At 67.7% G+C, this 26,492-nt stretch carries 29 protein-coding genes; 15 read left to right on the plus strand and 14 right to left on the minus strand.

Going from position 1 to position 26,492, the window contains the following annotated elements; all coding sequences use genetic code 11:
* Positions 1–20 precede the first annotated feature (20 nt).
* Both rpmG and ACN4E0_RS01895 read left to right on the plus strand, forming a co-directional pair.
* Positions 21–188: a 50S ribosomal protein L33 gene (rpmG, locus tag ACN4E0_RS01890; protein ID WP_050601641.1), complete on the plus strand. Its 168-nt coding sequence runs from the start codon at positions 21–23 to the stop codon at positions 186–188.
* Between the two features lie 95 nt (positions 189–283).
* Entirely contained in the window at positions 284–937 is a 654-nt protein-coding gene (locus ACN4E0_RS01895) for a LolA family protein (RefSeq protein ID WP_419564958.1), read from the plus strand.
* A 389-nt stretch (positions 938–1,326) separates the two neighbouring features.
* Here ACN4E0_RS01895 and ACN4E0_RS01900 read toward each other — a convergent pair whose 3' ends face one another.
* Entirely contained in the window at positions 1,327–2,763 is a 1,437-nt protein-coding gene (locus ACN4E0_RS01900; RefSeq protein WP_419564961.1) for an alkaline phosphatase, read from the minus strand.
* Between the two features lie 103 nt (positions 2,764–2,866).
* Here ACN4E0_RS01900 and xth point away from each other — a divergent pair, with 103 nt between their 5' ends.
* The 4 genes from xth to ACN4E0_RS01920 are packed head-to-tail and all read left to right on the plus strand — an operon-like array spanning position 2,867 to position 5,932.
* Entirely contained in the window at positions 2,867–3,658 is a 792-nt protein-coding gene (gene xth, locus ACN4E0_RS01905; RefSeq protein ID WP_419564963.1) for an exodeoxyribonuclease III, read from the plus strand.
* 35 nt (positions 3,659–3,693) lie between these two features.
* Entirely contained in the window at positions 3,694–4,713 is a 1,020-nt protein-coding gene (gene ribA, locus ACN4E0_RS01910) for a GTP cyclohydrolase II (RefSeq protein ID WP_419564965.1), read from the plus strand.
* Positions 4,710–5,210 (plus strand): GNAT family N-acetyltransferase, encoded by a 501-nt coding sequence (locus tag ACN4E0_RS01915; protein WP_419564967.1) that lies wholly within the window; start codon positions 4,710–4,712, stop codon positions 5,208–5,210. Before ribA ends, ACN4E0_RS01915 begins: the two co-directional genes overlap by 4 nt.
* A 41-nt stretch (positions 5,211–5,251) precedes the next feature.
* Positions 5,252–5,932 (plus strand): tetratricopeptide repeat protein, encoded by a 681-nt coding sequence (locus ACN4E0_RS01920; RefSeq protein ID WP_419564969.1) that lies wholly within the window; start codon positions 5,252–5,254, stop codon positions 5,930–5,932.
* A gap of 4 nt (positions 5,933–5,936) precedes the next feature.
* On the opposite strand, the gene ACN4E0_RS01925 is transcribed toward ACN4E0_RS01920, so the two are convergent.
* Genes ACN4E0_RS01925 through recQ form a run of 6 tightly spaced genes read right to left on the minus strand, consistent with a single transcriptional unit; the run spans position 5,937 to position 11,168 of the window.
* Positions 5,937–6,944 (minus strand): right-handed parallel beta-helix repeat-containing protein, encoded by a 1,008-nt coding sequence (locus ACN4E0_RS01925; RefSeq protein WP_419564971.1) that lies wholly within the window; start codon positions 6,942–6,944, stop codon positions 5,937–5,939.
* Positions 6,945–6,978: 34 nt separating this feature from the next.
* Positions 6,979–7,242, minus strand: coding sequence for a hypothetical protein (locus tag ACN4E0_RS01930; RefSeq protein ID WP_419564974.1), 264 nt, complete (start codon positions 7,240–7,242; stop codon positions 6,979–6,981).
* Positions 7,239–8,210: an alpha/beta hydrolase gene (locus ACN4E0_RS01935; RefSeq protein ID WP_419564976.1), complete on the minus strand. Its 972-nt coding sequence runs from the start codon at positions 8,208–8,210 to the stop codon at positions 7,239–7,241. Before ACN4E0_RS01935 ends, ACN4E0_RS01930 begins: the two co-directional genes overlap by 4 nt.
* A 1-nt stretch (position 8,211) precedes the next feature.
* Entirely contained in the window at positions 8,212–8,403 is a 192-nt protein-coding gene (locus ACN4E0_RS01940) for a toxin-antitoxin system HicB family antitoxin (RefSeq protein WP_419564978.1), read from the minus strand.
* Positions 8,404–8,427: 24 nt separating this feature from the next.
* Positions 8,428–9,339 (minus strand): SPFH domain-containing protein, encoded by a 912-nt coding sequence (locus ACN4E0_RS01945; RefSeq protein ID WP_419564981.1) that lies wholly within the window; start codon positions 9,337–9,339, stop codon positions 8,428–8,430.
* 59 nt (positions 9,340–9,398) lie between these two features.
* On the minus strand, positions 9,399–11,168 hold the full coding sequence (gene recQ / locus ACN4E0_RS01950) for a DNA helicase RecQ (protein WP_419564984.1): 1,770 nt from the start codon (positions 11,166–11,168) through the stop codon (positions 9,399–9,401).
* A gap of 119 nt (positions 11,169–11,287) precedes the next feature.
* Here recQ and ACN4E0_RS01955 point away from each other — a divergent pair, with 119 nt between their 5' ends.
* The 6 genes from ACN4E0_RS01955 (at position 11,288) to ACN4E0_RS01980 (ending at position 16,643) form a co-directional block, all read left to right on the plus strand.
* Positions 11,288–11,581 carry a hypothetical protein gene (locus ACN4E0_RS01955; RefSeq protein ID WP_419564986.1) on the plus strand — a complete coding sequence of 98 codons (294 nt, stop codon included), beginning with the start codon at positions 11,288–11,290 and terminating at the stop codon, positions 11,579–11,581.
* Positions 11,582–11,671: 90 nt separating this feature from the next.
* A complete protein-coding gene (locus ACN4E0_RS01960) occupies positions 11,672–11,935 on the plus strand; it encodes a hypothetical protein (RefSeq protein WP_419564988.1) in 264 nt (87 codons plus the stop codon).
* Positions 11,932–13,116 carry an acyl-CoA dehydrogenase family protein gene (locus ACN4E0_RS01965; protein ID WP_419564990.1) on the plus strand — a complete coding sequence of 395 codons (1,185 nt, stop codon included), beginning with the start codon at positions 11,932–11,934 and terminating at the stop codon, positions 13,114–13,116. Before ACN4E0_RS01960 ends, ACN4E0_RS01965 begins: the two co-directional genes overlap by 4 nt.
* Positions 13,117–13,303: 187 nt before the next feature.
* Positions 13,304–14,560 (plus strand): CoA transferase, encoded by a 1,257-nt coding sequence (locus tag ACN4E0_RS01970; RefSeq protein WP_419564992.1) that lies wholly within the window; start codon positions 13,304–13,306, stop codon positions 14,558–14,560.
* Positions 14,557–15,789 (plus strand): acetyl-CoA C-acetyltransferase, encoded by a 1,233-nt coding sequence (locus tag ACN4E0_RS01975; RefSeq protein ID WP_419564994.1) that lies wholly within the window; start codon positions 14,557–14,559, stop codon positions 15,787–15,789. Before ACN4E0_RS01970 ends, ACN4E0_RS01975 begins: the two co-directional genes overlap by 4 nt.
* Positions 15,789–16,643, plus strand: coding sequence for an FAS1-like dehydratase domain-containing protein (locus ACN4E0_RS01980; RefSeq protein ID WP_419564996.1), 855 nt, complete (start codon positions 15,789–15,791; stop codon positions 16,641–16,643). The genes ACN4E0_RS01975 and ACN4E0_RS01980 overlap by 1 nt, the downstream gene beginning before the upstream one ends.
* On the opposite strand, the gene ppk2 is transcribed toward ACN4E0_RS01980, so the two are convergent.
* A complete protein-coding gene (gene ppk2, locus ACN4E0_RS01985; RefSeq protein ID WP_419564998.1) occupies positions 16,640–17,410 on the minus strand; it encodes a polyphosphate kinase 2 in 771 nt (256 codons plus the stop codon). The two genes, ACN4E0_RS01980 and ppk2, sit on opposite strands and share 4 nt — an antisense overlap.
* A gap of 55 nt (positions 17,411–17,465) precedes the next feature.
* On the opposite strand from ppk2, the gene phhA reads away from it, so the two are divergent.
* Complete coding sequence (gene phhA / locus ACN4E0_RS01990) at positions 17,466–18,407, plus strand: phenylalanine 4-monooxygenase (protein WP_419565001.1); 942 nt, start codon at positions 17,466–17,468, stop codon at positions 18,405–18,407.
* A gap of 80 nt (positions 18,408–18,487) precedes the next feature.
* On the opposite strand, the gene ACN4E0_RS01995 is transcribed toward phhA, so the two are convergent.
* The 4 genes from ACN4E0_RS01995 to ACN4E0_RS02010 all read right to left on the minus strand — a co-directional run bounded on the left by ACN4E0_RS01995 (position 18,488) and on the right by ACN4E0_RS02010 (position 21,980).
* Entirely contained in the window at positions 18,488–18,748 is a 261-nt protein-coding gene (locus ACN4E0_RS01995; RefSeq protein WP_419565003.1) for a hypothetical protein, read from the minus strand.
* Between the two features lie 172 nt (positions 18,749–18,920).
* Entirely contained in the window at positions 18,921–19,175 is a 255-nt protein-coding gene (locus tag ACN4E0_RS02000; RefSeq protein WP_419565006.1) for a GlsB/YeaQ/YmgE family stress response membrane protein, read from the minus strand.
* 111 nt (positions 19,176–19,286) lie between these two features.
* Positions 19,287–20,102 (minus strand): undecaprenyl-diphosphate phosphatase, encoded by an 816-nt coding sequence (locus ACN4E0_RS02005; RefSeq protein ID WP_419565008.1) that lies wholly within the window; start codon positions 20,100–20,102, stop codon positions 19,287–19,289.
* A gap of 42 nt (positions 20,103–20,144) precedes the next feature.
* A complete protein-coding gene (locus tag ACN4E0_RS02010) occupies positions 20,145–21,980 on the minus strand; it encodes an ABC transporter transmembrane domain-containing protein (RefSeq protein ID WP_419565011.1) in 1,836 nt (611 codons plus the stop codon).
* A gap of 158 nt (positions 21,981–22,138) precedes the next feature.
* Here ACN4E0_RS02010 and ACN4E0_RS02015 point away from each other — a divergent pair, with 158 nt between their 5' ends.
* Positions 22,139–23,392 carry a polyhydroxyalkanoate depolymerase gene (locus tag ACN4E0_RS02015; RefSeq protein WP_419565014.1) on the plus strand — a complete coding sequence of 418 codons (1,254 nt, stop codon included), beginning with the start codon at positions 22,139–22,141 and terminating at the stop codon, positions 23,390–23,392.
* 214 nt (positions 23,393–23,606) lie between these two features.
* Positions 23,607–24,314, plus strand: coding sequence for a GIN domain-containing protein (locus ACN4E0_RS02020; protein WP_419565016.1), 708 nt, complete (start codon positions 23,607–23,609; stop codon positions 24,312–24,314).
* A 12-nt stretch (positions 24,315–24,326) separates the two neighbouring features.
* On the opposite strand, the gene ACN4E0_RS02025 is transcribed toward ACN4E0_RS02020, so the two are convergent.
* Positions 24,327–25,286 carry a DUF5996 family protein gene (locus tag ACN4E0_RS02025; protein ID WP_419565018.1) on the minus strand — a complete coding sequence of 320 codons (960 nt, stop codon included), beginning with the start codon at positions 25,284–25,286 and terminating at the stop codon, positions 24,327–24,329.
* A gap of 17 nt (positions 25,287–25,303) precedes the next feature.
* The gene (locus ACN4E0_RS02030) at positions 25,304–26,482 is read right to left on the minus strand and encodes an acetyl-CoA C-acyltransferase (RefSeq protein WP_221602508.1); all 1,179 of its coding nucleotides are present in this window, start codon (positions 26,480–26,482) and stop codon (positions 25,304–25,306) included.
* Positions 26,483–26,492: the final 10 nt, after the last annotated feature.

Consider the following 26,492-nt stretch of genomic DNA (forward strand, 5'->3'; position numbering starts at 1 on the left):
CAGATCTTTAGGAACACGCCATGGCGAAGCCCGCAACCGTCAAGATCAAGCTCGTCTCGACCGCCGACACGGGCTTCTATTACGTGACCAAGAAGAATCCGCGCAACCACACGGAAAAGTTCACCTTCCGCAAGTACGATCCCGTCGCGCGCAAGCACGTCGAGTTCAAGGAAGCGAAGATCAAGTAAGGCCCAAGCGGTCGATGCTCTGGCTGAACCGCGGGAACGAGCCGGGTTCAGTGATGGTTCAATGCTCCGACCCTAATCGCAGGAGCATGAACACCTTGCCTTCGAAAAAAACCACCCCGATCCGCGCCGCGCTGGCACTCTCGCTGGCTGCGGCGCTTCCTGCATCGGCCATCCTCGCGCCGGCACCGGTCGAAGCCGCCCAGGGCGACCTCGACAAGGCGGTGGCCGCGCTGCGCGGCATCTCGACCATGAAGGCGGATTTCGTCCAGACCGACCGCAACGGCCAGTCCGTGCGCGGCGTGATGACGCTGAAGCGCCCCGGCAAGATCCGTTTCGAATACGAGAAGGGCGTGCCCATGCTCGTCGTCTCGAACGGCAAGTCGATGTATATGGTCGATTACGAGGTCAACCAGGTCCAGCGCTGGCCGATCAAGAACTCGCCGCTCGGCGCCTTGCTCGATCCCAGCCGCGACGTGAAGAAATACGGCAAGCTGGTGCCCACCAGCCATCCCGACGTCGTCAGCGTCGAGGTGCGCGACGCGCAACGCCCCGAATTCGGCGTGATCACGCTGATCTTCGCGCGCGATGCCTCTTCGCCCGGCGGCCTGCGCCTCACCCATTGGGTGGCGCTCGATTCGCAGAACCACCGCACCACGGTGCGGCTCGCGAACCAGCGCTACGGCGTGGCCGTGACCGACAGCGCGTTCACCTTCCGCGATCCGCGCCGATCGTCCCGTCGCCCGGGTTGAACGTCTGGGCGGCGAGTGGTGCGATCCTTGCGTCGACCGGTTGCCATGCGTTCATAGAACAGCAATCGCGACCGCCCTATTCTTGATCTTGCGAGACGACACGAAGAGGGTTTCCCCCCTGTTGACCCCTTCGACCTGGTTCATCTCGTTCCAAGCGTGACGAACGCTCACAGGAAACCCCCGTGCCAATGCCCCCGGCGCGGGGGTTTTTTGTGTCGGTTTGCTCGGGTGCGCCTTCGACATCCGTCAAAGGCTTGCGGCTGTTCCAGCCCGCTCCCCCTCCCGGCCACCCATAAGATACCGTGCCGTGGGTGGCCGGGAGGGGGAGCGGGACGGGATAGCAAGGTCAGGGCGCAGGTTCTGACCGCACGCACCAAGAATCTATTCCGCTATTCCCAGCCGAAGGCCTTGCGGATCACGTCGTAGATGAGGTTCTGCTCCATCACGCCGCGCACGTTCTCGGCGCCCGGCCCGTTGGCGTAGAGCGCGACATCCTCGCCGCCGTGCGTTTCCGATCCGGTCGGGACGAGCGACTGCTGGTGCGCGTGGACCCCGGTTTCGGGCATCGGGCGCCCGCCCTCGGCATCGGGCTTCACCGCGCCGGGGCCGTTGCCGTAGCCGAGCGTGGTATAGGGCTTGCCGTCCTTGGCGAGCGTCGGCCCCTCGGCGGCATCGCCGTCCTCGCCGCCGCCTTCGGGCGGGACCACCAGGCCCAGGATGTCGTTGCCGCGCCGCGGATAGCCGGCGATGGTGAAGACGTGGCTGTGGTCCGCGGTCACCAGGATCAGCGTCTCGTCGGGGTCGGTGTTGTCGATCGCCCACTGGATGGCGCGGGCGAATTCGACCGCTTCCTCGAGCGCGTAGCCCGCCTGCCCGGCATGGTGGCCGTGATCGATGCGGCCGCTCTCGACCATCAGGTAGTAACCGTCCGGATCGCCTTGCAGGTGGCCGATCGCCGCCTGCGTCATGTCGGTCAGCGTCGGCTCGCCGGTGTCCGCCTTGCGATCGACCATGTAGGTCATGTGGCTCGGCGAGAAGAGCCCGAGCACGGGCTTGTCCGCCGGGGCCGCGGCCATTTGCGCGGCGCTGGTGATATAGGTCCCGCCGGTCGCCTTCGCCCAGGCCGCCGGGAGATCGGCCGACGCGTCGAGCCGCTGCCCGCCGCCGGCCTTGCCGAAGAAGGCCGCGCTGCCGCCGCCGAGCGCGACGTCGAAGGGCGTGGCGACGAGCTGCTGCGCGATGTCGATGCAGCCGAGCCCGCGCTGGTCCTCGGCGATGGCCGAATCGGCTTCCCAGTCGCGATCGACGCTGCGGGCATAGACCGCCGCCGGGGTCGCATGGGTGATGCGCGCGGTGCTGACGATGCCGAGCGCCTTGCCATGCGCGCGCGCCTCTTCGCTGACCAGCGGCGATTCGAGCCCCTTGCCCGAGGCACAACCGCCATGATGCGCTGCGGGCGCATAGCCGAGCATGCCGATATTGGTCTTCACCCCGGTGTTCATCGCGCTGGCGGTGCCCGCGCTATCGGGCACCTGCGCATTGGCATTGTAGGTCTTCACCAGCGCGAGATGTTCGAATGTCTCGAAGGGAAGGACGTATTCCTCGCCGGTGTGCCCCAGCTTCTGCCCGGCGTAGATGCGCGCCGCGGTGACGGTGGAGACGCCCATGCCGTCGCCGATGAAGAGGATGACGTTCTTCGCCTTCGCGGGCGCCGGGGTCGGAGCCGCAGCGACTTCTGGCGCGTCCTGGGCGCTGACGGTGGTGCAGCCCCCCAGCGCCAGCGCGGCGGCAGTGGTGGTGGCGAGGCAAATCGTGCGGATGGTCATCGAGGCTCTCCCGGCGTGTTTCTGGCGCCGCCCTATATCAGCGCGCTATGCGAAGGAAGTATGACGCTTGCGGGAGCGGGGGCGCTCACCTAACCCGCTCGGCATGGTTTCTATCGCTACCTGGAACATCAATTCCGTCCGCCTGCGCATGCCGATCGTCGAGCGCTTCCTCACCGAACAGGCGCCCGACGTGCTGTGCCTGCAGGAGATCAAGTGCCAGGAGCACCAGTTTCCCTACGAGGCCTTCCGCGCGCTCGGCTACGAGCATTTCGCGGTCCACGGACAGAAGGGATATCACGGCGTCGCCACCGTCTCGAAAACGCCGTTGAAGGAATTCTCGCGCCACGACTGGCAGGACAATGGCGAGGCGCGGCACGTCGGCGTCGAGCTGACCGAGCACCAGGGGATGATCGTCGAGAACGTCTATGTCCCCGCCGGCGGCGACGAACCCGATCGCGAGGTGAATCCCAAATTCGGCCAGAAGCTCGACTTCCTCGAGCGGATGACGCGCTGGGCCGACGCGGTCGACCGGCCGACGCTGATCGTCGGCGATTTCAACATCGCCCCGCTCGAAAGCGACGTGTGGAACCACAAGCAGCTGCTCAAGGTCGTCAGCCACACGCCGGTCGAGGTCGAGAGCCTGCAGCGCTTCATGGATGCGCATGGTTGGGCCGATATCGGGCGCGAGCACATCGAGGCCCCCGAACGCTATTACAGCTGGTGGAGCTACCGCGCGAAGGACTGGAAGGCCAACGACCGCGGGCGCCGGCTCGACCATATGTGGGCCAGCCCCGACCTCGCGCGGCAGGCGACTGCCCACGCGGTGCACGAGCCCGCGCGCGACTGGGACAAGCCTTCCGACCACGTCCCGCTGGTGACGGAGTTCACGCTCTGAGCGAGCGCTCGCCTTCGCGCCGGGCGGCGCAGGCGGTGGACGCGCTGCGCCACGGCTGGCCGCTGGCGATCGAGGGGGCGCCGCCGCTCCAGCCGGTCGAGACGGCCTTCGGCGAGCTGGCCGGTAAGGCAATGCTGATTTCCGCCAGCCGCGCGGCGACGCTCAAGCTCGCCAACCAGCGCGAAGCGGCGGTGCCGCGCCAGCCGGTGCTGATGCGCGGGGCCGAGACGTTCGACCTGGCCGCCGCGCTGGCGGTGGCCGACCCCGCGCTCGACATAGCCAATCCCCTGAAGGGGCCGTTCAAGGCGCTGCCGCTCGCATGGGAGGAACAGGCACGCGCCGCGCTCGAACTCGCGCGCATGGCCGGCGTGCTGCCCGCCTTCCTCGTCGATCCGCTGGGTGCGGGCGAGGCGGTTGCCCTCACCGCCGAGGATGTCGCGGCCTATGCCGATGCCCGGCGGCTGCAGATCGCCTCGCGCGCACGGCTGCCGGTGGCCGCGGCCGAGGATGCGCGAATCGTCGCCTTCCGCAGCCCCGACGACACGCGCGAGCATGTCGCGCTGGTGATCGGCGAACAGTCCTCCGAGCGCCCGCCGCTGGTGCGGCTGCATTCGGAATGCCTCACCGGCGACATCCTCGGCAGCCTCAAATGCGACTGCGGGCCGCAGCTCGACGCCGCGCTCCATGCGATGGCGCAGGAGGCCGCGGAGGGCGGCTGGGGCGTGCTGCTCTATTTGCGGCAGGAAGGCCGCGGGATCGGGCTGATCAACAAGCTGCGCGCCTATCGCCTGCAGGACCAGGGCTTCGACACGGTCGATGCCAATACGCGGCTCGGCCTGCCCGACGAGGCGCGCGACTTCCCCACCGCGGCGCGCATGCTCGCGCTGCTCGGGGTCAAGGCGATCCGGCTGATGACCAACAATCCCGCCAAGGTGGCCGCGCTCGAGGCCGAGGGAGTCGCGGTCGCCGAACGCGTGCCCCATGCGCTGCCCGACAACCCGCACAACGCCCGCTACCTCGCCACCAAGCGCGACCGTTCCGGCCATATCCTGTGATCGCGGCGACGATCCGGCCCGAAGCGCCGGGCGACGCGGCGACGATCTTCGCGCTGACCGAGGCGGCGTTCCGCAACTTGCCCGTCAGCGACGGCGTCGAGGCGGATCTGGTCGACCGCCTGCGCGCCGACGGCGACCTCGCGCTCTCGCTGGTGGCGGAGCATGCCGGGCAGATCGTCGGCCATATCGCCTTCTCGCCGGTAACGCTCTCCGACGGCAGCACCGGCTGGTACGGGCTCGGCCCGGTCAGCGTGTGGCCCGAGTACCACCGCCAGGGAATCGGATCGGCACTGGTCCAGCGCGGCATTGCGGAGCTGCGGGAGCGGGGCGCGCGGGGAGTTGTGCTGCTCGGCGACCCGGCCTATTACGCCCGCTTCGGTTTCGAAGCGGATACGGCGCTGCGCTATCCCGGGCCGCCCGCCGAATATTTCCAGCGACTTGTGCTTGAAGGCGAGGCACCGAAGGCTATCGTAACCTACACCAGGGCGTTCGGGTGAGGGACAGGGTCATGCACAATCGGCACCGTTTGAGATCGGCCATGCTGGCACTCGCCAGCGCCATGCTGCTCGGCAATGCGCCGCTCGAGGACGCGCAGGCTCTGCTGCAGCAGGGCAAGCAGGCCGAGGCCGTCGCTCTCCTCGAACAGGCAGCTAAGGCGGGAGATGCCGCGGCTCTTGCCGAACTGGGCCACTATTACGAGGAGGGGCGCGGCGTCCCCGCTAGTACGGACAAGGCCGCCGAACTCTATCGCCAGGCCGCCGACAAGGGCGATGCCACAGCGCGCTGGCGGCTCGGGGTGATGATCGACGAGGGAACCGCCCCCGGCGATACGGCGGACGCGGTGCTGCTGTTCAAGCAGGCGATCTATCAGGCCAATACCCAGGCGATGACCAGTCTGGCGGTGATGTACGCCATGGGCCGCGGGGTCCCGCAGGACTTCGCGCAAGCGCGCATGCATTACGAAATGGCCGCACGACTGGGCGATCCGCACGGCTTCGCGGGGTTGGGCGTGCTCTATGCGCGCGGCGAAGGGGTGGAGCAGAAAGTCGAGGAAGCGGTCGCCTATTGGCTGATCGCCGACCAGCTGGGCGACGAATCCGCCGCGCGCTATCTGCAGGGGCTGTGGGAGCAGCTCGGCGCCGCCGATCGCGAACGGCTGGTCGCGCGGGCGAATGCCCTGCTCGGCGAAATGGGATTGGCCCCGAAGCCCGCCGGCTAGCTAGCTAGCGTCGCTCGAAGCGGCGGACATTGGGGCCGAGCCTGTTGTCGCCGAAGACCAGCGCATCGCCGGTCCAGTCGGCGATGAAGGCCGGGCTGCGCGCGAGGTTGGGGACGAGCCGCGCGTCGTTGTCGGCGATCACCAGACCGTCCGACGTGTAGCGCGCGCCTTCGGCACCGATCGCGATCATCGCCGACCAATTGTCCTTGTCGCGCCCCTGGACGAACCGGTTGCCGCGAATCGCACCGCTGCCGCCATTGGGCAGGTCGATGAGGTAGTTGGTCCCATGGCCGTTGGAATCGTCGAAGCTGCAGTCCTCGACCACGATGCGCGCCGCGCGCGACTTGAGGTAGTGCCCGCCGGTGCCCTGTTCGAAGCGGCTGCGGGTCACGGTCACGCGGCCATAGTCGCCGGCATAGATGGAATGCGCGCAGCCGGCCGAATTCTCGCAGGTGCCGAGGCGGGTGAAGGTCGACTTGTCGACCACCAACTCGCTGTCGACGCCATTGGTGGTCATGATGCCCTGCTGGCTGTCGCGGAACCAGCTCTGCGAGACGCGCAGCGGCCCCTGTTCGAGGCGGATGCCCGCGCCATTGCCGTCATCGACCGCGAGATCGGCGAAGACCAGACCCTCGACGCTCGCCCCGCGTCCGCGCAGGACGAGTCCGGCCTTGCCTTCGCAGGCCTTGCCGCCAAGCAGCGCCTTGCCCGGTTCGGCGGCGCGGAAATGGACCACGCCGGCGTCCTGCACGGCGCATTCGTTCCAATTGCCCGAAGCGATGACGACAGTGCCCTCGCGATCCCCGATCGCATCGACCGCCGCCTGCAGCGAGCCATAGCCGCGCCCGGTTTCGGCGACGGTGAAGCTGGCCGGTCCGCGGCCCTGCGCGAGCAGCGCGGCCAGCGGAATGGCGCTCACCGCCACGGCTCCGACGGCGGCGAGGAGCCAGCGCGGCAGGCGCGAGGCGGGCGGGGCGAAAGGCGAGTCCATCAGGCCGGAATAATGCCGCATGGTTAACAACCGAATAACCGTGCGACGGGCGGTGTCAGTCTTCGCCGCCCCAGCGCCAGCGCCAGCCGCCACGGGTCTTCCGCGCGGCAATGACGAACAGCACGATGGTGGCTGGCACGATGAGCGCGATCGCTCCCACCAGTCCCGCCTGTCGGTCCCATTGGACGAGCAACACGCCGAGCCCGAGGATGGCGAAATAGCCTGCGAGCAAGGCCCAGCCCTGCCGCGCGATCGGCAGGCCGGCGCCATAGCCGAACCGCTTGGGTGCGAACCATGCGCCGTCGTCCGGATCGCTCACAGGCCGTCCTCCGTCGCGGGGCCGACGAACCCCGCGAGAGCCTCGACCAGCGCGGGCGAAACGGGGAGCGAGGGATCGCCATAGGCCGCGAGATTCGCCTGCGGCGTGGTGCCTTCGACATCCTTCAGCACGTGGTTCATGGCGGGCAGGCGGGCATACTCCGCATCGGGTTGAGCTGCCTTCAACGCTTCGGCATCGGCAAGGCCTATCTGGAGATCCTTCTCGCCCTGGACGATCAGCAGCGGCAGCGAAACCTGCGCGGCGAGTGCCGGCGGATCGTAGCGCATCAGGTCGATGACGAAGGGCTGCACGCGCGGCCCGAATAGCGGCAGCAGCGCAGGGTTCATGCCTTCGGTATCGACCCGCTCGCACGCCTCGAGTTGGTCGATCGCGGCGAACGCCTCGTCGAGCAGGAAAGCATTGGCGGGATTGGCGCGCAATTGTTCGCGCAGGATCGTGCCGAAGGTGCGACCCGGCGCCGCAACCAGTACCACTCCGCAGATGCCCCCAGCCTCCTGCGCGGCGGCGAGCGCGACCACTCCGCCTTCGCTATGGCCGAGCAGCCAGATGCAGTCCCGACCTGTCGCCGCGCGGGCGGCGGCGATCCAGGCGCGCGTGTCGGCAACGTAGTCGGCGATCGTCACGGCGAAGGGATCGGATGCTGCCGGCCGGCTGGCGAACATGCCGCGCTTGTCGATCCGCAGCGTGCCGATCCCGCGGCTCGCCAGCGCTTCGGCCAGCAGGCGATAGGGGGCGGCGGCGACGCCCAGCGGATTGTTGCCGTCGCGGTCGGTCGGGCCGGAGCCGGGCAGGATCAGCACCACCGGCGCGTCGGCGCCCGGGCGGGTAAGCGTGCCCGCCAGCGGCCCTTCGGGGCCCGGCGCGGTCAGCGCCTCCTGCGCGGCAAGCGGCGTGGTACCCGCGACGGCCAGGAGGCATGCGGCGGCAAGCAAGTGTAGCGACGTCATCTCAATCATCCTTTCTTGGCCGCCCCCGGCGGGGCGGACGCGATGCGGGCACCTCGACCCCGCGCCGGGCAAGCGCCTCGCGCAGGAGCATCTCGATCTGGGCATTGGCGCTGCGCAGTTCGGCCGCGGCCAGCCGTTCGATCGCGGCGTGGACCGCCGGATCGAGCCGCAGGGCAAAGGCCTTTTTTGACATCGGACCGGTCCCGCCGCGCGCCTGCTAGTAGAGCGAGCCGGCGTTCACGACCGGATGCGCTTCCCTGTCGCCGCACAGCACCACCATCAGATTCGAGACCATCGCCGCGCGGCGTTCGTCGTCGAGTTCGACGATGTCGTCCTGCGCCAGCTTGGTCAGCGCATCCTCGACCATGCCGACCGCGCCGAGCACGATCTTGGCGCGCGCGGCGATGATCGCATCGGCCTGCTGGCGCTTGAGCATGGCGCTGGCGATCTCGCTGGCATAGGCGAGGTGGGTCAGCCCCGCCTCGTCGACGAGGATGCCCGCCACGCGCAGGCGATCGTTGAGTTCCTCGAGCAGCTCGCGGTTGATGACGTCGGCGCTCCCGCGCAGCGTCACCTCCTCGCCTTCGAAATCGTCGTAGGGATGGCGCGAACCGACCGTGCGCAGGCCAGCCTCGATCTGGATGTTCACGAAGGCCTTGTAATCGTCGACGTCGAAGCTCGCCTGCGCGGTATCGGCGACGCGCCACACGACGTTGCAGGCGATCTCGATCGGATTGCCGCGCAGATCGTTGATCTTCACCCGCTCGGAATGGATGTTGTGCGCGCGGGCCGAGATCTTGTTCTTGCCCATCCACGGCCAGACCCAGCGTAGCCCTTCGCGCCGCTCGGTCCCGCGATATTCGCCGAACAGCGTGATCACCGCAGCCTGATTGGGCTGGATCATGAAGAAGCCCGCGACGAGAAAGCCGAAGCCGAGGATCGGCAGCACGATCAGCCCGACAAAGGTCAGCTTTTCCAGCTTGCTCGCACCATAAGGCGGAAAGCTGCCCGAGATGTTCCACACTGCCAGCGCCAGCAGGACGAGGATCAGCGCAAGGATGGGGTAGCCGCTGAAGCTCGAACCGGCCCGTTCGGTGCTGGTGTTCATTCCCTTGAGTTCGACCGACATGACGAATCACTCCTTCGATATAATTATGATATCATATTTATATCAGGTGCGCGACCTCGTCAATGGCGGGCGATCTCGCGCAGGAAGCGTTCTCCATAAGCCTCGAGCTTTTTCGCCCCGACGCCCGGCAGTTGAGCCAATTGTGCGAGCGTTGCGGGTCGGTTCGCGGCCAGTTCGCGCAGCGTCGAGTCGTGGAAAATGACATAGGGCGGGACCTGCGCCTCCTCGGCGAGCTCCTTGCGCAGCGCGCGCAGCGCCTCGAACAGCGGGTCGCCGACCGGGTTGGGCGCCGCATCGCCGCGCCGCCCGCGCTGCCGCTTGGGCGGGAGGACGATCTCGACCCCGCTTTCGCCCTTGAGGATCGAGCGCGCCGATCCGCCGAGCGCCAGCCCGCCATGCTCGGTCGCGACCAGATCGCCGCGCGCCTGCAGCGCCCGCGACAGCGGCTGGAGCAACCGCGCCTCCTCGCCCTCGACGATGCCGAAGACGCTCAGCCGGTCGTGCCCGCGCTGGCGCACGCGCTCGTCCTCGTTGCCGGTAAGCACCTTCTGCAGGTGCCCCATGCCGAAACTCTGGCCGGTGCGGTAGACCGCCGAGAGCAGCTTGCGCGCGAGCTCGGTGACATCGGTCACGCTCGGCTGTTCGAGGCAATTGTCGCAATTGCCGCAAGTGCCTGGCGGATCCTCGCCGAAATGCCGCAACAGCACCGCGCGGCGGCATGCGGCGGTTTCGACCAGCCCGGCCAGCGCATCGAGCCGCGCGCGCTCGCCGCTGCGCCGGGCTTCGTCGACCTCGGCGAGCCGCTGGCGCGCGGTGGCGAAATCGCCCGCGCCCCAGAACATCACCGCCTGGCTCGGATCGCCGTCGCGCCCCGCGCGCCCGGTTTCCTGGTAATAGCCCTCGATCGACTTGGGCACGCCGACATGCGCGACGAAGCGCACGTCGGGCTTGTCGATCCCCATGCCGAAGGCGACCGTGGCGACGATCACCATGTCCTCGCTGGCGACGAAACCGGCCTGGTTGGCCGCGCGTACCCCCGCATCGAGCCCCGCGTGATAGGGCAGCACCGGGCGTCCGGTCGCCGCGGCGAGCTTCTCGGCCAGCTCCTCGACCTTGCGCCGCGTGGGGGCGTAAACGATCCCCGGCCCGGGCTCGCTCGCCATCAGCTCGGTCAGCTGGCGCACCGGATTGTCGCGATGGCGGATCGCATAGCGGATATTGGGCCGGTCGAAGCCGGCGAGCACCAGCCCGTCCTCGGGAATGCCGAGCTGCGCCATCACGTCGGCGCGCGTCTGGCGGTCCGCGGTGGCGGTCAGCGCGAGCCGCGGGACCTCAGGGAAAGCATCCATCAGCCCGCGCAACAGGCGATAGTCGGGGCGGAAATCGTGCCCCCATTCGGAAACGCAATGCGCCTCGTCCACCGCGAAGAGGCACAGCGGCGCGGCAGACAGAAACTCGCGGAAGGCGGGCTGGCTGGCGCGTTCGGGCGCGACGTAGAGCAGGTCGAGCTCGCCCGCGCGGAATGCGTCCTGCGTTATGCGCCAGTCGGCATCGACGCTGGTCAGCGTCGCCGCGCGGATGCCGTTGGCACGCGCGCTCCTCAGCTGGTCGTGCATCAGCGCGATCAGCGGGCTCACCACCACGCAGGTGCCCGGCAAGGTGACCGCGGGCAGCTGGTAGGTCAGCGACTTACCCGCGCCCGTCGGCATCACCGCCAGCGTCGAGCGCCCTTCGAGCACGCGCGCCACCACCGCCTCCTGCCGGCCCCGGAACCCGTCGAAGCCGAAGACGTCCTTGAGAGACTGGCGTGCACCCGCGATCGCATTCATGCCCGCCTGATGCCAGAAGGCGACGCGGGTTCAACCGCCGTGAGGCGATTTTCCCTTGCCCCCTGCCCCGCGCTTGCGCTTTATCCCCTGCGCAACCCACCCCGTCCGGAGAGAAACCGATGAAATTTCGTATTGCCCTGACCGCCGCCGCCGCCACGCTCGCCCTCGCCGCCTGTGGCAGCACCGAGGACGCTTCGACCGAAGCCGAAGCCGACACCGTCGAAATGCCCGCAGACGAGGCGCTGAGCGACGTCGAGGCAATGCCGGTCGAGGATCCCTCGGCCAATGCCGAAGCCGCCGCCCCCGAGGACATGGCGCCGAGCGAAGAGGCGCAGATCCAGGAAGCGGGCGACCAGGCCGCCGACACCGCCGCGGCCGCCATGGACGCCATGGGCGAAGACGCGGGCAACTGATCGGAGCGCGGGCGGGCCGAGCGCTCGCCCGCGCCCAGCCGCGCCGTAGCGTCCTTTGCGAGACGCGCGGCTGCGCCTAGCTTGCGCCGCATGACCCGACTCGTCCCCCTGATCGCCGCGCTCGCCGCGCTGTCCGCCTGCTCCGGCAACCAGGAGGCCGACGAGCCCGTCGGCGCCGTCAGCGAGAGCGAGGCCGCGGCGCTCGACGATGCCGCCGAAATGATCGAGGCGCGACGCCTGCCCGAAGGCGCGGTCCCGGAAGACGGCGATGGCGAGCAGACGCCGGCCGACACGTCGCGTCTCCCGGCGCCGCAGGAATCGGGCGGACCGGAAAGGATGGAGCTTCCGCAATGAGCGATGCCGTGAACCCCGGCATGGATGCCGACATTTTCGACCAGTTCCTCGACCAGCTCGAACGCTACGTCAGCGAGCGGCTGATCCCGGCGGAAAAGCAGGTCATCGCCGACGACAGGATCCCCGACGAGATCGTCGCGGAGATGAAGGAGATGGGGCTGTTCGGCCTGACCGTGCCCGAGGATTTCGGCGGCGCTGGGCTCAATTGCACACAATATGCCAAGGTCGTGAAGACGATGGCCTATGCCGCGCCCGCCTATCGCTCGATCTTCTCGATCAACGTCGGCATGTTCAATTCGGCGATCAAGAACGGCGGGACCGAAGCGCAGAAGGCCGAATGGTGGCCGAGGATCGCCGAGGGCGCGATCGCCTGTTTCGGCCTCACCGAGCCCGGTTCGGGCAGCGACAGCGCCGCCATGGCGACCACCGCTCGCCCCGATCCCGACGGCAACGGCTGGATCCTCAACGGGACCAAGCGCTACATCACCAACGCCCCGCATGCGGATGTCGGGCTGATCATGGCGCGCACCGAGAAGGAGGCGCTGCCCAAGAACGCGCATGTCAGCGCCTTCATCGTGCCGATGGACACGCCCGGTGTATCGACCGGCAGCCCCGACGAGAAGATGGGCCAGTCGGGCAGCCATATCTCCGATGTTATGCTCGACGACGTCCATGTGCCGGGCGACGCGCTGCTCGGCGGCGAGACGGGCAAGGGCTTCCGCTTCGCCATGATGAGCCTCGACAACGGCCGCATCTCGGTCGGCGCCGCCAGCACCGGCTATGCCCGCCGCGCGCTCGACAGCGCGATCAAATATGCCAACGAACGGCAGGCCTTCGGCGAACCGATCGCCAATTTCCAGCTGATCCAGGCGATGCTGGCAGACAGCTGGACCGAGATCTATGCCGCCGAGGCGATGATGGCCGACGTCACCGCGCGGGTCGACCGCGGCGAGAACACGGTCAAGCATGCCGCCGCCTTCAAGGTCTTCGCCTCCGAAATGTGCGGCCGCGTGGTCGACCGCGTGGTGCAGATCTACGGCGGAGCTGGCTATCTGGCGGAATACGATGCCGAGCGCTTCTTCCGCGACGCGCGCATCTACCGCATCTACGAAGGCACGACCCAGATCCTCCAGTTGCAGATCGCCAAGCACATGCTGCGCGAATACGCGGCCGGGGTTTGATGCCTTTGTGTGAGTCCCTGTTGCGTGCGGAAAGCGCCTCCGCGCTTTCCTTTCGGCACCGGCCCGCTCCCCCGCCCGGCCCCCCCGCCCGGCAACCCGATCGTACCTCCCGGGGGGGGCCGGGGGGGGGGTGCGGGCCGGTGCAGCCGCAAGAGAGGCGCGGACGCGCCGAACGCACGAAACCAATATGTATAACTTCCTCTCCGGCCTCTCGATCCTCGAAGTCTCGAGCTTCGTCGCATCGCCGACCGTGGGCCTCTATTGCGGGCAGTTCGGCGCCGAGGTGATCCGCGTCGACCACAAGGAGGGCGGGCTCGACTACGACCGCTTCATGCTCGCCGACAACGGCCGTTCGCTGGCGTGGGAGAACCTCAACCGAGCCAAGAAGTCGGTCGCACTCGACCTGCGCAGCGGCGAGGGGCGCGAACTCTGCGTCGAGCTGGCGGGCAAGATCGGCCAATGCGTCACCAATCTGCCCGAGAAGAGCTTTCTCAGCCACGCGGCCATGGCGGAGGGGCGCGAGGACATGATCTCGGTGCGGATCATGGGTTGGCACGACGGGCGCCAGGCGATGGACTTCACCGTCAACGCCGCCGCCGGGTACCCGCTGATGACCGGCCCCGCCGAATGGGACCCGGCCACCGCGCCGCCGGTCAACCAGCTGATGCCCGCCTGGGACTTCCTTACCGGGGCCTATTGCGCCTTCACCCTGCTCGCGGCGCTGCGCCATCGTGACGCCACCGGCGAAGGCGCCGAAATTCGCGTCCCGCTGGGCGACGTGGCGATCGGCACGCTGGCGAATTCGGGGACCATGGCCGAGATGCTCCATCGCGGCGCCGACCGCGAGCGGCTCGGCAACGCCATCTGGGGCGCCTTCGGGAGCGACATGATCACGCGCGACGGCGTGCGCTTCATGGTCGCCGCGCTGACCGCCAAGCAGTGGGACGGCATCGTCGAGGCCTTCGGACTGTCGCAGGAAATCGCCGCGCTGGAGGCCGAGTTCGGCGTCCGCTTCGCCGATGGCGACACGCCGCGCTTCAAGCATCGCGACCGCCTGCTCGCGCTGTTCCAGGGCGTCGCGAGCCGGCTCGACTATGCCGAACTCGAACGGCGCATGGCGGCTGCAGGCACGACCTACGAGCGCTATCGCACGCCGTTTGAAGCATCGCAGGACCCGGTGCTGGTGGGGCAGAACCCGCTGTTCGGGCACACGCCCGACAATCCCAGCGGGGTCGACTATCCGGTCGCGCGCAGCTTCGCCAACATGCCCGATCGCCCGCGCGGCGAGCCCCGCCGCGCGCCCTATCTGGGCGAGCATACCGAAGAGGTCCTCGCCGAAACGCTCGGGCTTTCCTCGGGCGAGATCGGCCGGCTGATGGACAGCGGCGTGGCCGCGCCCAGCGACGAAGGTCGCGACTATTCGAAAATCAGGACCTTGCCATGACGTCACAGCGCCGCGTAGCCATCTGCAAACCCCTGAGGACGCCCGTCGGGCGCTATCTCGGCAGCCTCGCCCCGCTCGAGGCGGGGCAGCTTGGCGCCATCATCATCAAGGCGCTGGTCGAACGCAGCGGCATCGATCCGCACCGCGTCGACGACGTCGTCTTCAGCCAGGGCTACGGCAGCGGCGAGGCGCCCGCGATCGGCCACTGGAGCTGGCTCGCCGCGGGCTATCCCGAGGAAGTGCCCGGCTTCCAGCTCGACCGCCGCTGCGGCTCGGGCCTGCAGGCGGTCGCGACCGCGGCGATGATGGTCCAGACCGGCGTCGCCGACTGCGTGCTCGCGGGCGGGGTGGAGAGCATGTCCAATGTCGAGCACTACACCACCGCCGTCCGCAACGGCGTGCGGATGGGCGACCTGCAGCTGTGGGACCGGCTGACGCGCGGCCGCCTGATGAGCCAGCCGATCGAGCGCTACGGGGTCATCACCGGCATGATCGAGACTGCCGAGAACCTCGCCAAGGATTACGGCATCAGCCGCGAGGAGGCCGATGCCTTCGCCGTGCGCAGCCACCAGAACGCCGCGCGCGCCTGGGACGAGGGCAAGTTCGACGAGCAACTGGTCCCGGTCGAGATTCCGCAGCGCCGGGGCGATCCGGTGGTCTTCGCCAGGGACGAGGGTTTCCGCGCCGATGCGAGCATGGAAACGCTGGGCGCGCTGCGCGCGATCGACCTCAAGCGCGACGCCGAGGCCATCGTGACCGCGGGCAACGCCAGCCAGCAGAACGATGCCGCGGCGGCCTGCCTCGTCGTCGCCGAGGACAAGGTCGAGGAATTGGGGCTCGAACCCATCCTGTGGTTCCATTCGTGGAGCGCGGCGGGCTGCGATCCCAGCCGCATGGGCATCGGCCCGGTCCCAGCGGTCGAACGGCTGTTCGCGCGCAACGGCATGGGCTGGGACGATATCGGGCTGATCGAACTCAACGAGGCCTTCGCCCCGCAGGCGCTCGCCGTGCTCAAGGGCTGGGGTTTCGCTGGGGACGACAGCCGCCGCGAACTGGTCAACGTCAACGGCTCGGGCATTTCGCTCGGCCACCCGATCGGCGCGACCGGCATCCGCATCCTCGCCGACATGGCGCACGAGATGCAGCGCCGCGAGGTCCGCTATGGCCTCGAGACCATGTGCATCGGCGGCGGGCAGGGCATGGCCGCCGTGTTCGAGCGCGCCGCCTGATGGGCGAGTGGTCGGAGTGGATCGGCCGAGAACAGCGCGCCGCCGACCGGCTCGACCCCGCGCTCGCGGCGCGCTGGTGCGCGACATTCGACCGCGACGCGCCGTCGAGCGCGGCCATGCCGCAGGGCATCCATCTGTGCCTCTGCACGCCCGAGGCCCGCACCGCGCAACTCGGCAATGACGGGCACCCGGCGCGCGACGACGGCCCGGCGAGCTTCCTTCCGCCCGTGCCGCTACCGCGCCGCATGTGGGCCGCGAGCGCGATGCGCTTCCACGCCCCGATTGCGGTGGGCGCGAGCATCGAGCGCATGAGCCGCATTGCCTCGGTCGAGGCCAAGTCGGGCAGCCGCGGCGATATGGTCTTCGTCGAGGTCGATCACGAGACGAGCGCCGATGGCGCGCTCGCGGTAAGCGAGCGGCAGACGCTGGTCTATCTCGAGGCAGTGGCGGCCGATGCGCCGCTTTCCCCGCCCGCGCCGGGCAAGGGGAGCTTCGATCCGTCGGGCTGGAATATGCAGCGTGAGCTTCGACCCGACGAGCGGCTGCTGTTCCGCTATTCGGCGCTGACTTTCAACACGCACCGTATCCATTACGACGCGCCCTATGCGCGCGAGGTCGAGCGTTATCGCGGGCTGGTGGTCCATGGTCCGCTGACCGCGAGCCTGCTGCTCCAGCTCGCCGCCGAACGGTTCGGCGAAAACCGGCTGGCGAGCTTCGCCTTTCGCGGGGTCAGCCCGGCGATCGCGGGCGAGCCGCTCCACCTCGTCCTGCGAGGCGACAGCGATGCGATCGAACTCGGCGCCTTCGCCGGCGACGGGCGCCAGGTGACGAAGGCCTCGGCCAGCCTCGCCTAGTCGAGCGGGTAGTCGGCGATCGGCCGGAGCACGCCATAGCGCTCGGCCTTGGGCTCCCGGCCCAGCTCGGGAAAGTCGATCTCGGGTGGCGCGACATGCATGTCGGGCAGCCGGTCGAGCAGGTCGCGCACCAGCGTCAGTCGCCCGCGCTTCTGGTCGTTGAAATCGACCAGCGTCCACGGGGCGTAGGCGGTATGCGTCGCCGCGAGCATCGCCTCGCGCGCCTCGGTATAGGCATCGTACCTGTCGCGCGCGGCGAGATCGACGGGCGAGAGCTTCCACCGCTTGAGCGGATCGTCCAGCCGTTCGCGCAGCCGCTCCTCCTGCTGCGCCTGGTCGGTCGCGAGCCAGTATTTGAACAGCAGGATGCCGTCGTCGACGAGCAGCTTCTCGAACGCCGGCGCCTGCTCGAGGAACAGCGCGACCTGCGCGTCGTCGGCATAGCCCATGACCTTCTCGACCCCGGCGCGATTGTACCAGCTGCGGTCGAACAGCACGATCTCGCCCGCGCTCGGCAGGTGAGGGACATAGCGCTGGAAGTACCACTGGCTCTGCTCGGCCTCGGTCGGCTTGGCCAGCGCGACCACGCGGCACTGGCGCGGATTGAGCTGTTCGCGCACCGCCTGGATGGCCCCGCCCTTGCCCGCCGTGTCGCGCCCCTCGAACAGCACCACGATGCGCGCGCCCGTCGCCCTGGCCCAGCGCGCCATGCCGACCAGTTCCTCCTGCATCGGCTCGACCGCGTTCTCGTAGTCGCTCTTTTTCATCGCTCTCCCGCGCGGCATTTGAATGACGCCGCCATTGGTAGTATCATCCGCAACCATGGCTACACTCGCAGAACCCGAACAGGACTTTAGCCGACTTCCCGAGCTTGACGAGGCGGTTTTCACCGCCCCGCTGAAGAAGCCCGCGCATGTCGGCCACGACTGGCTCGAACCCAAGCAGGCCGAATATTCGTCGGAAGACGACGCGATCTGGAACGATCTTTTCGCCCGCCAGATGGGCGTTTTGCCCGGCCGCGCGGCCACCGCCTTCATGGCCGGGCTCGACAAACTGAACCTCGACCGCGGCGGCGTGCCCGAATTCGGCAAGCTGTCGGAGGATCTCGACGCGCTGACCGGGTGGAGCGTGGTGCCCGTGCCCATGCTGATCCCCGATCACGTGTTCTTCTGGCACCTCGCCAACCGGCGTTTCCCCGCGGGCAATTTCATCCGCACGCGCGAGACCTTCGACTACATCCAGGAACCCGACGTCTTCCACGACGTCTTCGGCCACGTGCCGATGCTGACCGACCCGGTCTATGCCGACTACATGCAGGAATACGGCCGCGCCGGGTGGAAGGCGATGCGCTACAACCGGCTGAAGGCGCTGGGATCGCTCTATTGGTACACGGTCGAATTCGGCCTGCTCCAGGAAGCGCCCGGCGATGTCCGTGCCTACGGCGCCGGCATCCTCTCGGGCCCGACCGAGGTGGTCTATGCGGTGGAGGCCGAAAGCCCCAACCGGATCATGCTCAACGTCGACCGGGTGATGCGTACCGATTACGTGATCAGCGACCTCCAGCCGACCTATTTCGTGATCGAAAGCTTCGAGGATCTCTATCGCCAGACGGTGGAGCGCGATTTCGACAAGCTCTATCGCAACCTCGGGCCGGGCTTCACCTATGCCAACACGGCAGTGATCGACGTCGATTACGTGGTGAACCGCGGCACGCTCGAATACACGCTGCGTGGCGGACGCGGCAGCGGCGCGAAGCCGGTCTAGCCGGTCGCCGCAGCTCGGTCATGAAAAAGCGGCCCGGAATCGCTTCCGGGCCGCTTTCGATCTGCTGTCGAAGCCTCGGCTTATTCGCCGGCAGCTTCGTCCATGGCTTCGCCCTGCTCTTCCATGGCGTCGGCCTTGTCTTCGGCCTGCTCGGTGATGGCGTCCGATTCGGCGTCACTCATGGTGCCGGCGTCTTCCATGGCGTCGACCTGTTCGTTGACGGCTTCGGCCTGCTGTTCGCCGGCGTCTTCCATGGCATTTTCGTTCGGGCCGTCGCAGGCGGCGAGGCCGAGGCTGAGAGCGGCCGTCGAGGCAACCAGCATAGCTTTGGTGAACTTCATTTGCGTTTCCCCTTAGTGCGTGAATTCGCGCCGCTTAATTCGAAATGCGGCGAGAATGTGATGAACGGGTCAAGTTCGGGTCGGTTCCCGGCTTTTGCTCCAACCGCGTTCGGCTCGATGAAAACGCCCCGAATGGCTTCCGGGCCGTCTCTCCTTCATGCAGCGTCCGCCCTCAACGGTAGGCGCTCTGCCTGACAAAATTGAACAATCCGATCGCTACGGCCGAGCCTGCGACAGCCCACAGCAGGGCGAGACCGCTGACGGTACCGAAAATGGCGCCGTTCCCCGCGATCAGGCCGGTTACCAGCGAGCCGAGCACGCCGACCAGCGCGTTGGCGAGGATAGTCCGGCCATCCTCGATACGCAGGATGATGGTCGCCAGCCACCCCAGCAGAGCGCCCACGACGATCAGGATCAACAGGCCCATCGGTTCCCACCTTCTTGATTCACTCGTGGGGTCAATTCGTTAGCGCCAGGATGGTTCCGCCCCGGTGCAAGAAATATGGCAGGACTGTGTCCACTAGGCGCCACAGGAGGTTCAGGCGAAGGTGAGCCAGGCCAGCGCCGCCGTGCCGGCGACGATGCGATACCAGGCGAAGGGCGTGAAGCCGCTGCGGCTGACGTAGTTGACGAAGGCGCGGATCACCACCAGCGCAACCACGAAGCTGACCACGAAGCCGACCGCGATTTCATCCCACCCGACGTGGGTCGCCCCGGCCATCATCTCGTCGTAATTGCTCGCCACCTCGACCGTGGTCGCGCCGATCATCGTCGGCACGGCGAGGAAGAAGGAGAATTCGGCGGCGGTCTTGCGGTTGATGCCCATCGCCAGCGCACCCATGATCGTCGCGCCCGAGCGGCTGACACCGGGGATCATCGCGAGGCATTGCGCGAAGCCGACGCCGAGCACCTTGCCCACCGGCAATTCGGCGACCCCGCGCCCCTCGTCGTTCGGCTTGGCCACGCGCTCGATCGCGAGAATGGCGATGCCCCCGGCGATCAGTGCCCAGGGCACGATCCCGGGATTGCCGAGCATGGCCTCGAAACTCTTGTAGAGCGCCAGGCCGATGACCGCGCTGGGCAGGAAGCCGAGGAGGATGTTGCGCGCGAACAGCAGGCCGTCGCGCTCGAGCCGGAGGACGCCCATGCCGGCGGACCAGAAGGTGCCCCAATATTGATACACCACCGCCAGGATCGCGCCGAGCTGGATGACCACGTTGAACATCGCCCATTGGTCGGGATCGGCCCCCGACAGTTCGGTGGCGAGGATCAGATGGCCGGTCGAGGAGACCGGAATGAATTCGGTCAGCCCTTCGACGATGCCGAGGAAAATCGCGGTGATAAAATCGTTCATTGCGGGAGATCCCAAGGAAAGCGGGTGACAGGTGTGGGGCGGTCAGGCGTGCTCGAGGCCGAACTGCAGCGAGGCGAGACGGGCATAGAGCCCGCCATTGCCGGACAGCTGGTCATGCGTGCCCTGTTCGACGATGCGCCCGTCGTCCATCACCACGATGCGATCGGCGGCATAAACGGTCGAGAGGCGGTGTGCGATGACCAGCGTGGTGCGGTCCTGCATCAGGTGCTCGAGCGCCTCCTGGACCAGCCGTTCGCTCTCGGCATCAAGCGCGCTGGTCGCCTCGTCGAGCAGCAGGATCGGCGCATCGCGCAGCAGCGCACGGGCGATGGCGATGCGCTGGCGCTGGCCGCCCGACAGCTGCGTCCCGCTCTCGCCGAGATAGGTGTCGAATCCCTGCGGCAGCTTCTCGAGGAACTCGGCGGCATTGGCGGCACGGGCGGCGGCCCGGATCTCTTCCTCGCTCGCATCCCAATTGCCATAGCGCAGATTGTCGCGCGCATTGGCGCTGAACAGCACGCCCTCCTGCGGGACATAGGCGATCCGGCGGCGGATCTCGGCCGGATCGGCGCCGGTCAGCGGGATGCCGTCGAGCCGGATCGAGCCCGCCTGCGGGTCGTAGAACCGTTCGGCGAGCTGGAAGATCGTCGACTTGCCCGCGCCCGAGGGGCCGACGATCGCGACCGTCTCGCCCGGTTCGACCTCGAGGCTGAAGTCAGTGATCGCCGGGGCGTCCAGCCGGGTCGGATAGCGGAAGGTAACGTTGCGGAACGACAGGCTGCCGCGCGGCGGCACGGGCAGCGCCTGCGGGCGTTCGGGCGCGGTGATGGTGGGCCTTTCGTCGAGCAGTTCGGACAGGCGGCTCGCCGCCCCCGCCCCGCGGAGCAGGTCGCCATAGACTTCGGTCAGCGCGCCGATCGCGCCCGCCACGAGGCCCGCGGTGAGCACGAAGGCGGCGATGGTGCCGCCCGAGATCGTCCCCTCGCTGACCGCCTGCGCCCCGCGCCAGACCAGCAGGGTGATGCCGCCGAAGACCAGCAGGATGACCACCGCGGTCATCGCCGCGCGGATCATCACCCGGCGCCGCGCGACCGAGAAGGTCCGCTCGACCGCCTCGCGGAAGCGGGTGTGCTCGCGGCCTTCCTGGTTGAAGCCCTGGACGATCTTCATCGCCGACAGCACCTCGGTCACCATCGCGCCGATGTCGGCGACGCGATCCTGGCTGGTGCGCGAAACATTGCGCAGCCGGCGACCGAACAGCGTTATCGGCACGACGATCGCGGGGATGATCAGCAGCAGGCCCATGGTCAGGCCGGGGACCAGCCAGAACAGGTAGATCGATCCGCCGATCGCCATCAGCGTGTTGCGCAAGGCCACCGAGACGGTGGTCCCCACCACCTGCTCGATCAGCGCGGTATCGCTGGTCATGCGGCTGGAGATTTCCTTGGGGCTGTTCTCCTCGTAGAAGCCCGGGGCGAGCCGCAGCAGGTTTTCCTGCACTTTCAGCCGGATGTCGGCGACCACGCGCTCACCCAGCCAGCTGACGAAATAGAAGCGCATCGCCGTGCCCGCGGCGAGCACGCAGACGATCATCAGCAGATAGCGGAACCAGCGGCCCATGTCGGCGGGATCGGCGCCCTCGGCAAAGCCGCGGTCGATCACCAGCTTGAAGCCCGCCGGGATCGCCAGCGTGGCGGCGGCGGTGATCATCAGCGCGACCAGCGCCATGGCGACATGGCCGGGGTAATTCGCCCCCGCCTGCCACACCATCCTCAGCGGGCGCAGCGATCGCTCGCGCGGTGCGTCCCTGGTTGCGGTTTTGCGGGCGAAGCGGCCGCGGCCCCCGATTTGCGTCTCGTCCTTGGCTGACATGGCCATGCAGTTAGGTCGCCGGGGCGCGAAAATCCACAGTGCTGCACACGCGAAGGCACAATTTCCATCATTGTGCATTGCACAATGGTAAAGCAGGCGGCAGGATTGCCGTCTTCATCCGGTAGAAGAGAACGACATCACGCCGGGTCCGCAGGGGATAGTTTTTGCTCTACAACGCCTATGAACTCCAGCGCAGCTGGCTCAACTCGGCCAGCGCCTTCGCCTCGATCGGGGTGGAGCTGCTCAACCATCCGGCGCATCCGCTGAACAATTTCGGCCCCATGGGCTATCTCAACATCGGCCCGATGGCGGCCAGCGCGCTCGAGGTCTTCGCCCACGCCACCGCCTCCTACGGCAAGCCCGCGTGGAACATCGACGCGGTCGAGGTCGAAGGCCGCCGCGATCCGGTGGTCGAATCGACGGTGCTCAATCGCCCGTTCGGCGACCTCAAGGAGTTCTATCGCGAGAGCCTGCCCGAGGATGCGCCGCGGCTGCTCGTCGTCGCGCCGATGAGCGGGCACTACGCCACGCTGCTGCGCGGCACGGTGGAGCGGATGCTCGAGAACTACCGCGTCTTCGTCACCGACTGGGCCGATGCCAAGACGGTGCCGTTGCACGAAGGCACGTTCGATCTCGACGACTACATGGATTACATCGTCGCCTTCCTCGAGCACATCGGACCCAACAAGGCCGGTGGGGGCGCCAATGTGATGGCGGTGTGCCAGCCTTCGGTGCCGGTCTTCGCCGCGACCGCGATCATGAACCGCGACGGGCACCCCTGCACGCCGAAGACGCTGACCATGATGGGCGGGCCGATCGACACGCGCCGTTCGCCGACCAGCGTCAACGACCTTGCGATGGAGCGGCCGATCGAGTGGTTCCGCCACAATGTGATCGCCACCGTGCCGATGCAGTATCGTGGCGCCGGGCGGCAGGTCTATCCCGGCTTCATGCAGCTTGCGGGGTTCATGAGCATGAACCTCGGCAACCACATGATGAGCCATTACGAGATGTTCAAACACCTCACCGTGGGCGACGACGAAAGCGCGCAGGCGACCAAGGATTTCTACGACGAATACCGCAGCGTCTGCGACATGACAGCCGAATTCTACCTGCAGACGGTGCAGGAGGTGTTCCAGGAACACGCGCTGCCGGGCGGCACCTTCCTCCATCGCGGCAAGCGCATCGATCTGGGCGACATCACCGGAACCGCACTGCTCGCGATCGAGGGCGAACGCGACGACATCTCGGGGCTCGGCCAGACCAAGGCCGCGCTCGAGCTGACCCCGCGCCTGGCCGACGACAAGAAGCGCTATTACATGGCCGAAGGCGCGGGCCATTACGGCATCTTCAACGGCAGCAAATGGCGCGACCGCATCGCCCCGGTGGTCGAAGAGTTCATCGCCAAGCACGGCTGAGCGGCAATCTCGGGGGCGATTTCGCTGCACGCCGGGAAGGCCGACCAAGGTTTCCCGGCATTCGTCGAACCGCACGATGCGACCGATCGATTACAGGCGTGGTTGTTGACCGCAGCCTGCCCCCACTCTATTGACGACATCTGTAGTCATTTGGAGGACATCGATGGTTCCGCGCAGCAAGATTATCGTGGCCGCGCTTGCGACGGGCACGCTCATGGCATTTTCGGCTGCGGGAGCGGTCGGCGACCAGGGCTGGAAAATCTCGTCCTATCAAGGCGACGAAACGCAGATTCTGGGGTCCGGACGAATGGTGTCCCAGAACCGCCCGATTGGCAGCTTCGACACGCTCTCCATCGATGGCCCCGTCGATGTCGTCATCCGGCAGGGAGCGGCGCGGTCGCTGGTCCTGACCGCCGAAGACAACATCATGCCTCTGGTTCGCGCCCGCACTGAGGGTGGCACGCTCTCGCTCGACACCACAGGCAGCTTCCGCTCGCGCCGCGGCGTTAGCGCCGTCCTGACCGTATCGTCGCTCGACAAGGTGACGATCAATGCCAGCGGCGACGTACGCTTCGACGGGTGGAATGCCGAACGCATCGAACTCGTCATCGGCGGATCGGGCGATATCGAACTCGGCGGTGAGGTGGCGAATGTCCGCGCGCTCATCCAGGGCTCTGGCGACATCGACCTTGCCCCGACGCGCCTCTCCTATGTCGATGCCGATATCGAAGGCTCGGGCGCGATCCGCATGGGCTCGCTGCGCAAGCTCGATGCGAGCATCGACGGATCGGGCATGATCGAGGCGGGCGTGGTCGGAGAACTCGACGCCGTGCTCAACGGCTCGGGGCAGATCCTCTATCGCTCGGCCGACCGCATCCTGCGCGAAGAACGCAACGGCAGCGGCCGCATCGCCCGGCACTGACGGCCAGCGACGTCACGCGATGGAGGTCCGCTCAGCCTCGACATCGTAGGGCCGACCGAACCGGCCGCGCGGGATTTCGAGAGCCGCGCGGTCCCAGCCCATCCGATCCGCCACGGCGCGGTAGGTCGTCTCGAGAAACCGCAGCAATGCGGCGGTAGGATCGTCGGCCGAGCGCACACGGGCATAGGGTAGCACCCGTTCGCCCAGCTCTGCGTGCCAATAGGCACCGTCGGGGCCGACATCGGCCTCGCTCAGGCCATCGGGCGCGGGGTAGCCATAGGCATAGAAGGCCGCTTCGCCGACACCACCGCCGCCGAGCCAGAAGCCCGCGCTGGCGACTTCGTGGCTATAGGCCTCGCGCGTCACGCGGTCGGGCAGGTTGGGAAAGCCGCCGGGATGCAGCGGCGCCGCCCTGCCGCTGAACCGCGTCACCGCGAGATCGAAACTGCCCCAGAACAGATGGCTCGGACTGGATTTCCCGACATAGCCGGTGCGGAAGGTCTCGAAGACGCGGTTGGCCTCGGAAAAGGCGCGGTGGATCCGCGCGACGCGCACCTCGTCCCACATGCGCTCGCGCGTGTCCTCGGCGAAGGGGACGGCGTTCTCCACCTCGTTCGGTGCGCCCGCAATATCGGTGTCGACACCGGCGGAACCGAGCAAGCGGGACAGCTGGGCGTGGAAGCGGGCGATATCCTGCCCGTCGATGGCGAATCCCTCGGCGAAGCCGGTCGAGGTTTCGACCGTCACCCTGCTCGCCAGGCAGTCGAGCAGGATTTCCGCCTCGCCCCCGGCGAAGAAGACCGGATAGCTGCGGAAGCCGCGCGGCACCACGCGCAGGGCGAGATGCCAGCTGTGGTTGCACCACGGCAACGCCCGCGTCGGCAGCTTGCCGATGACCTGCAGATAGGCGTGCAGGCTTTCGATGACCGGGCGGTCGGCCTCGTAGTCGAGTTCGGGCCACCGCTCGGTCATCGCGTCACCTCATGCGTCTAGAAGATTTCGAACAGGCCCGCCGCGCCCATGCCGCCGCCGACACACATGGTGACGACGCCGTATTTCGCGCCGCGGCGCTTGCCTTCGAGCAGCACGTGGCCGGTGCAGCGCGCGCCGGTCATGCCGTAGGGGTGGCCGATCGAGATCGAGCCGCCGTTGACGTTGAGCAGCTCGTCGGGGATGCCCAGCTTGTCGCGGCAGTAGAGCACCTGCACGGCGAAGGCTTCGTTCAATTCCCAGATACCGATATCGTCGACCTTGAGGTCGAAGCGTTCGAGCAGCTTGGGGATGGCGAAGACCGGGCCGATGCCCATTTCGTCGGGCTCGGTGCCCGCGACCGCCATGCCGACATAGCGGCCGAGCGGGGTGAGGCCCTTCTTCTCGGCGACCTTGGCTTCCATCAGCACGCTAGCCGAGGAACCGTCCGACAGCTGCGAGGCATTGCCCGCGGTGATCGTGGTGCCCGGACCCATCACCGGCTGCAGGCCCGAGAGGCCTTCGAGCGTGGTCGAGGGGCGATTGCCTTCGTCCTTGGCGATGGTGACCTCGACGTCGGAGATGGCGCCGGTTTCCTTGTCCTGCACCTTGTGCGTGGTGGTGACGGGGACGATCTCGTCATCGAACAGGCCCGCTTCCTGCGCCGCGGCGGTGCGCTGCTGCGACTGGAGCGCGTATTCGTCCTGCGCCTCGCGGCTGATGCCGTAGCGCTTGGCGACCGTTTCGGCGGTCTGCAGCATCGGCATGTAGATCGCGCCATGCATGGCGATCAGCTCGGGATCGGGCATCACGCGCATTTCCTTGGTCTGGACCAGCGAAATGCTTTCCTGACCGCCGGCGGCGACCACGTCCATGCGATCGGTGATGATCTGCTTGGCCGCGGTGGCGATGCTCATCAGGCCCGACGAGCACTGGCGGTCGATGGTCATGCCGCTGGTGCCGATCGGGCAGCCCGCGCGCAGCGCGACTTGGCGGGCGAGGTTGCCAGCCTGCGTGCCCTGCTGGAGCGCGCTGCCCCACAGCACGTCGTCGACCTCGCCGGCGTCGATACCGGCGCGCTCGATCGCGGGCTTGAGCGAATAGGCGCCAAGCGTCGGGCCCTTGGTGTCGTTGAACCCGCCCTTGTAGGCGCGACCGATGGCGGTGCGGGCGGTGGAGACGATGACTGCGTCACGCATGGGTATTTCC

It is taken from the genome of Qipengyuania sp. (assembly GCF_048550555.1).
Classification (GTDB): Bacteria; Pseudomonadota; Alphaproteobacteria; order Sphingomonadales; family Sphingomonadaceae; genus Qipengyuania.

Bases quoted from the DNA above. Each gene is read 5' to 3' on its own strand.
- ACN4E0_RS01920 (WP_419564969.1), top strand. From the start codon at position 5,252: ATGCTGGCACTCGCCAGCGCCATGCTGCTCGGCAATGCGCCGCTCGAG.
- ACN4E0_RS01995 (WP_419565003.1), bottom strand. From the start codon at position 18,748: ATGAAGTTCACCAAAGCTATGCTGGTTGCCTCGACGGCCGCTCTCAGC.
- ACN4E0_RS01970 (WP_419564992.1), top strand. From the start codon at position 13,304: ATGTATAACTTCCTCTCCGGCCTCTCGATCCTCGAAGTCTCGAGCTTC.
- ACN4E0_RS02020 (WP_419565016.1), top strand. From the start codon at position 23,607: ATGGCATTTTCGGCTGCGGGAGCGGTCGGCGACCAGGGCTGGAAAATC.
- recQ (WP_419564984.1), bottom strand. From the start codon at position 11,168: ATGAATGCGATCGCGGGTGCACGCCAGTCTCTCAAGGACGTCTTCGGC.
- ACN4E0_RS01955 (WP_419564986.1), top strand. From the start codon at position 11,288: ATGAAATTTCGTATTGCCCTGACCGCCGCCGCCGCCACGCTCGCCCTC.
- ACN4E0_RS02005 (WP_419565008.1), bottom strand. From the start codon at position 20,102: ATGAACGATTTTATCACCGCGATTTTCCTCGGCATCGTCGAAGGGCTG.
- ACN4E0_RS01945 (WP_419564981.1), bottom strand. From the start codon at position 9,339: ATGTCGGTCGAACTCAAGGGAATGAACACCAGCACCGAACGGGCCGGT.
- ACN4E0_RS01975 (WP_419564994.1), top strand. From the start codon at position 14,557: ATGACGTCACAGCGCCGCGTAGCCATCTGCAAACCCCTGAGGACGCCC.
- ACN4E0_RS02025 (WP_419565018.1), bottom strand. From the start codon at position 25,286: ATGACCGAGCGGTGGCCCGAACTCGACTACGAGGCCGACCGCCCGGTC.
- ACN4E0_RS02000 (WP_419565006.1), bottom strand. From the start codon at position 19,175: ATGGGCCTGTTGATCCTGATCGTCGTGGGCGCTCTGCTGGGGTGGCTG.
- ACN4E0_RS02030 (WP_221602508.1), bottom strand. From the start codon at position 26,482: ATGCGTGACGCAGTCATCGTCTCCACCGCCCGCACCGCCATCGGTCGC.
- ACN4E0_RS01900 (WP_419564961.1), bottom strand. From the start codon at position 2,763: ATGACCATCCGCACGATTTGCCTCGCCACCACCACTGCCGCCGCGCTG.
- ACN4E0_RS01980 (WP_419564996.1), top strand. From the start codon at position 15,789: ATGGGCGAGTGGTCGGAGTGGATCGGCCGAGAACAGCGCGCCGCCGAC.
- ACN4E0_RS01940 (WP_419564978.1), bottom strand. From the start codon at position 8,403: ATGTCAAAAAAGGCCTTTGCCCTGCGGCTCGATCCGGCGGTCCACGCC.
- ppk2 (WP_419564998.1), bottom strand. From the start codon at position 17,410: ATGAAAAAGAGCGACTACGAGAACGCGGTCGAGCCGATGCAGGAGGAA.
- ACN4E0_RS01965 (WP_419564990.1), top strand. From the start codon at position 11,932: ATGAGCGATGCCGTGAACCCCGGCATGGATGCCGACATTTTCGACCAG.
- rpmG (WP_050601641.1), top strand. From the start codon at position 21: ATGGCGAAGCCCGCAACCGTCAAGATCAAGCTCGTCTCGACCGCCGAC.
- ACN4E0_RS02010 (WP_419565011.1), bottom strand. From the start codon at position 21,980: ATGGCCATGTCAGCCAAGGACGAGACGCAAATCGGGGGCCGCGGCCGC.
- xth (WP_419564963.1), top strand. From the start codon at position 2,867: ATGGTTTCTATCGCTACCTGGAACATCAATTCCGTCCGCCTGCGCATG.
- ACN4E0_RS01925 (WP_419564971.1), bottom strand. From the start codon at position 6,944: ATGCGGCATTATTCCGGCCTGATGGACTCGCCTTTCGCCCCGCCCGCC.
- ACN4E0_RS01960 (WP_419564988.1), top strand. From the start codon at position 11,672: ATGACCCGACTCGTCCCCCTGATCGCCGCGCTCGCCGCGCTGTCCGCC.
- phhA (WP_419565001.1), top strand. From the start codon at position 17,466: ATGGCTACACTCGCAGAACCCGAACAGGACTTTAGCCGACTTCCCGAG.
- ACN4E0_RS01935 (WP_419564976.1), bottom strand. From the start codon at position 8,210: ATGACGTCGCTACACTTGCTTGCCGCCGCATGCCTCCTGGCCGTCGCG.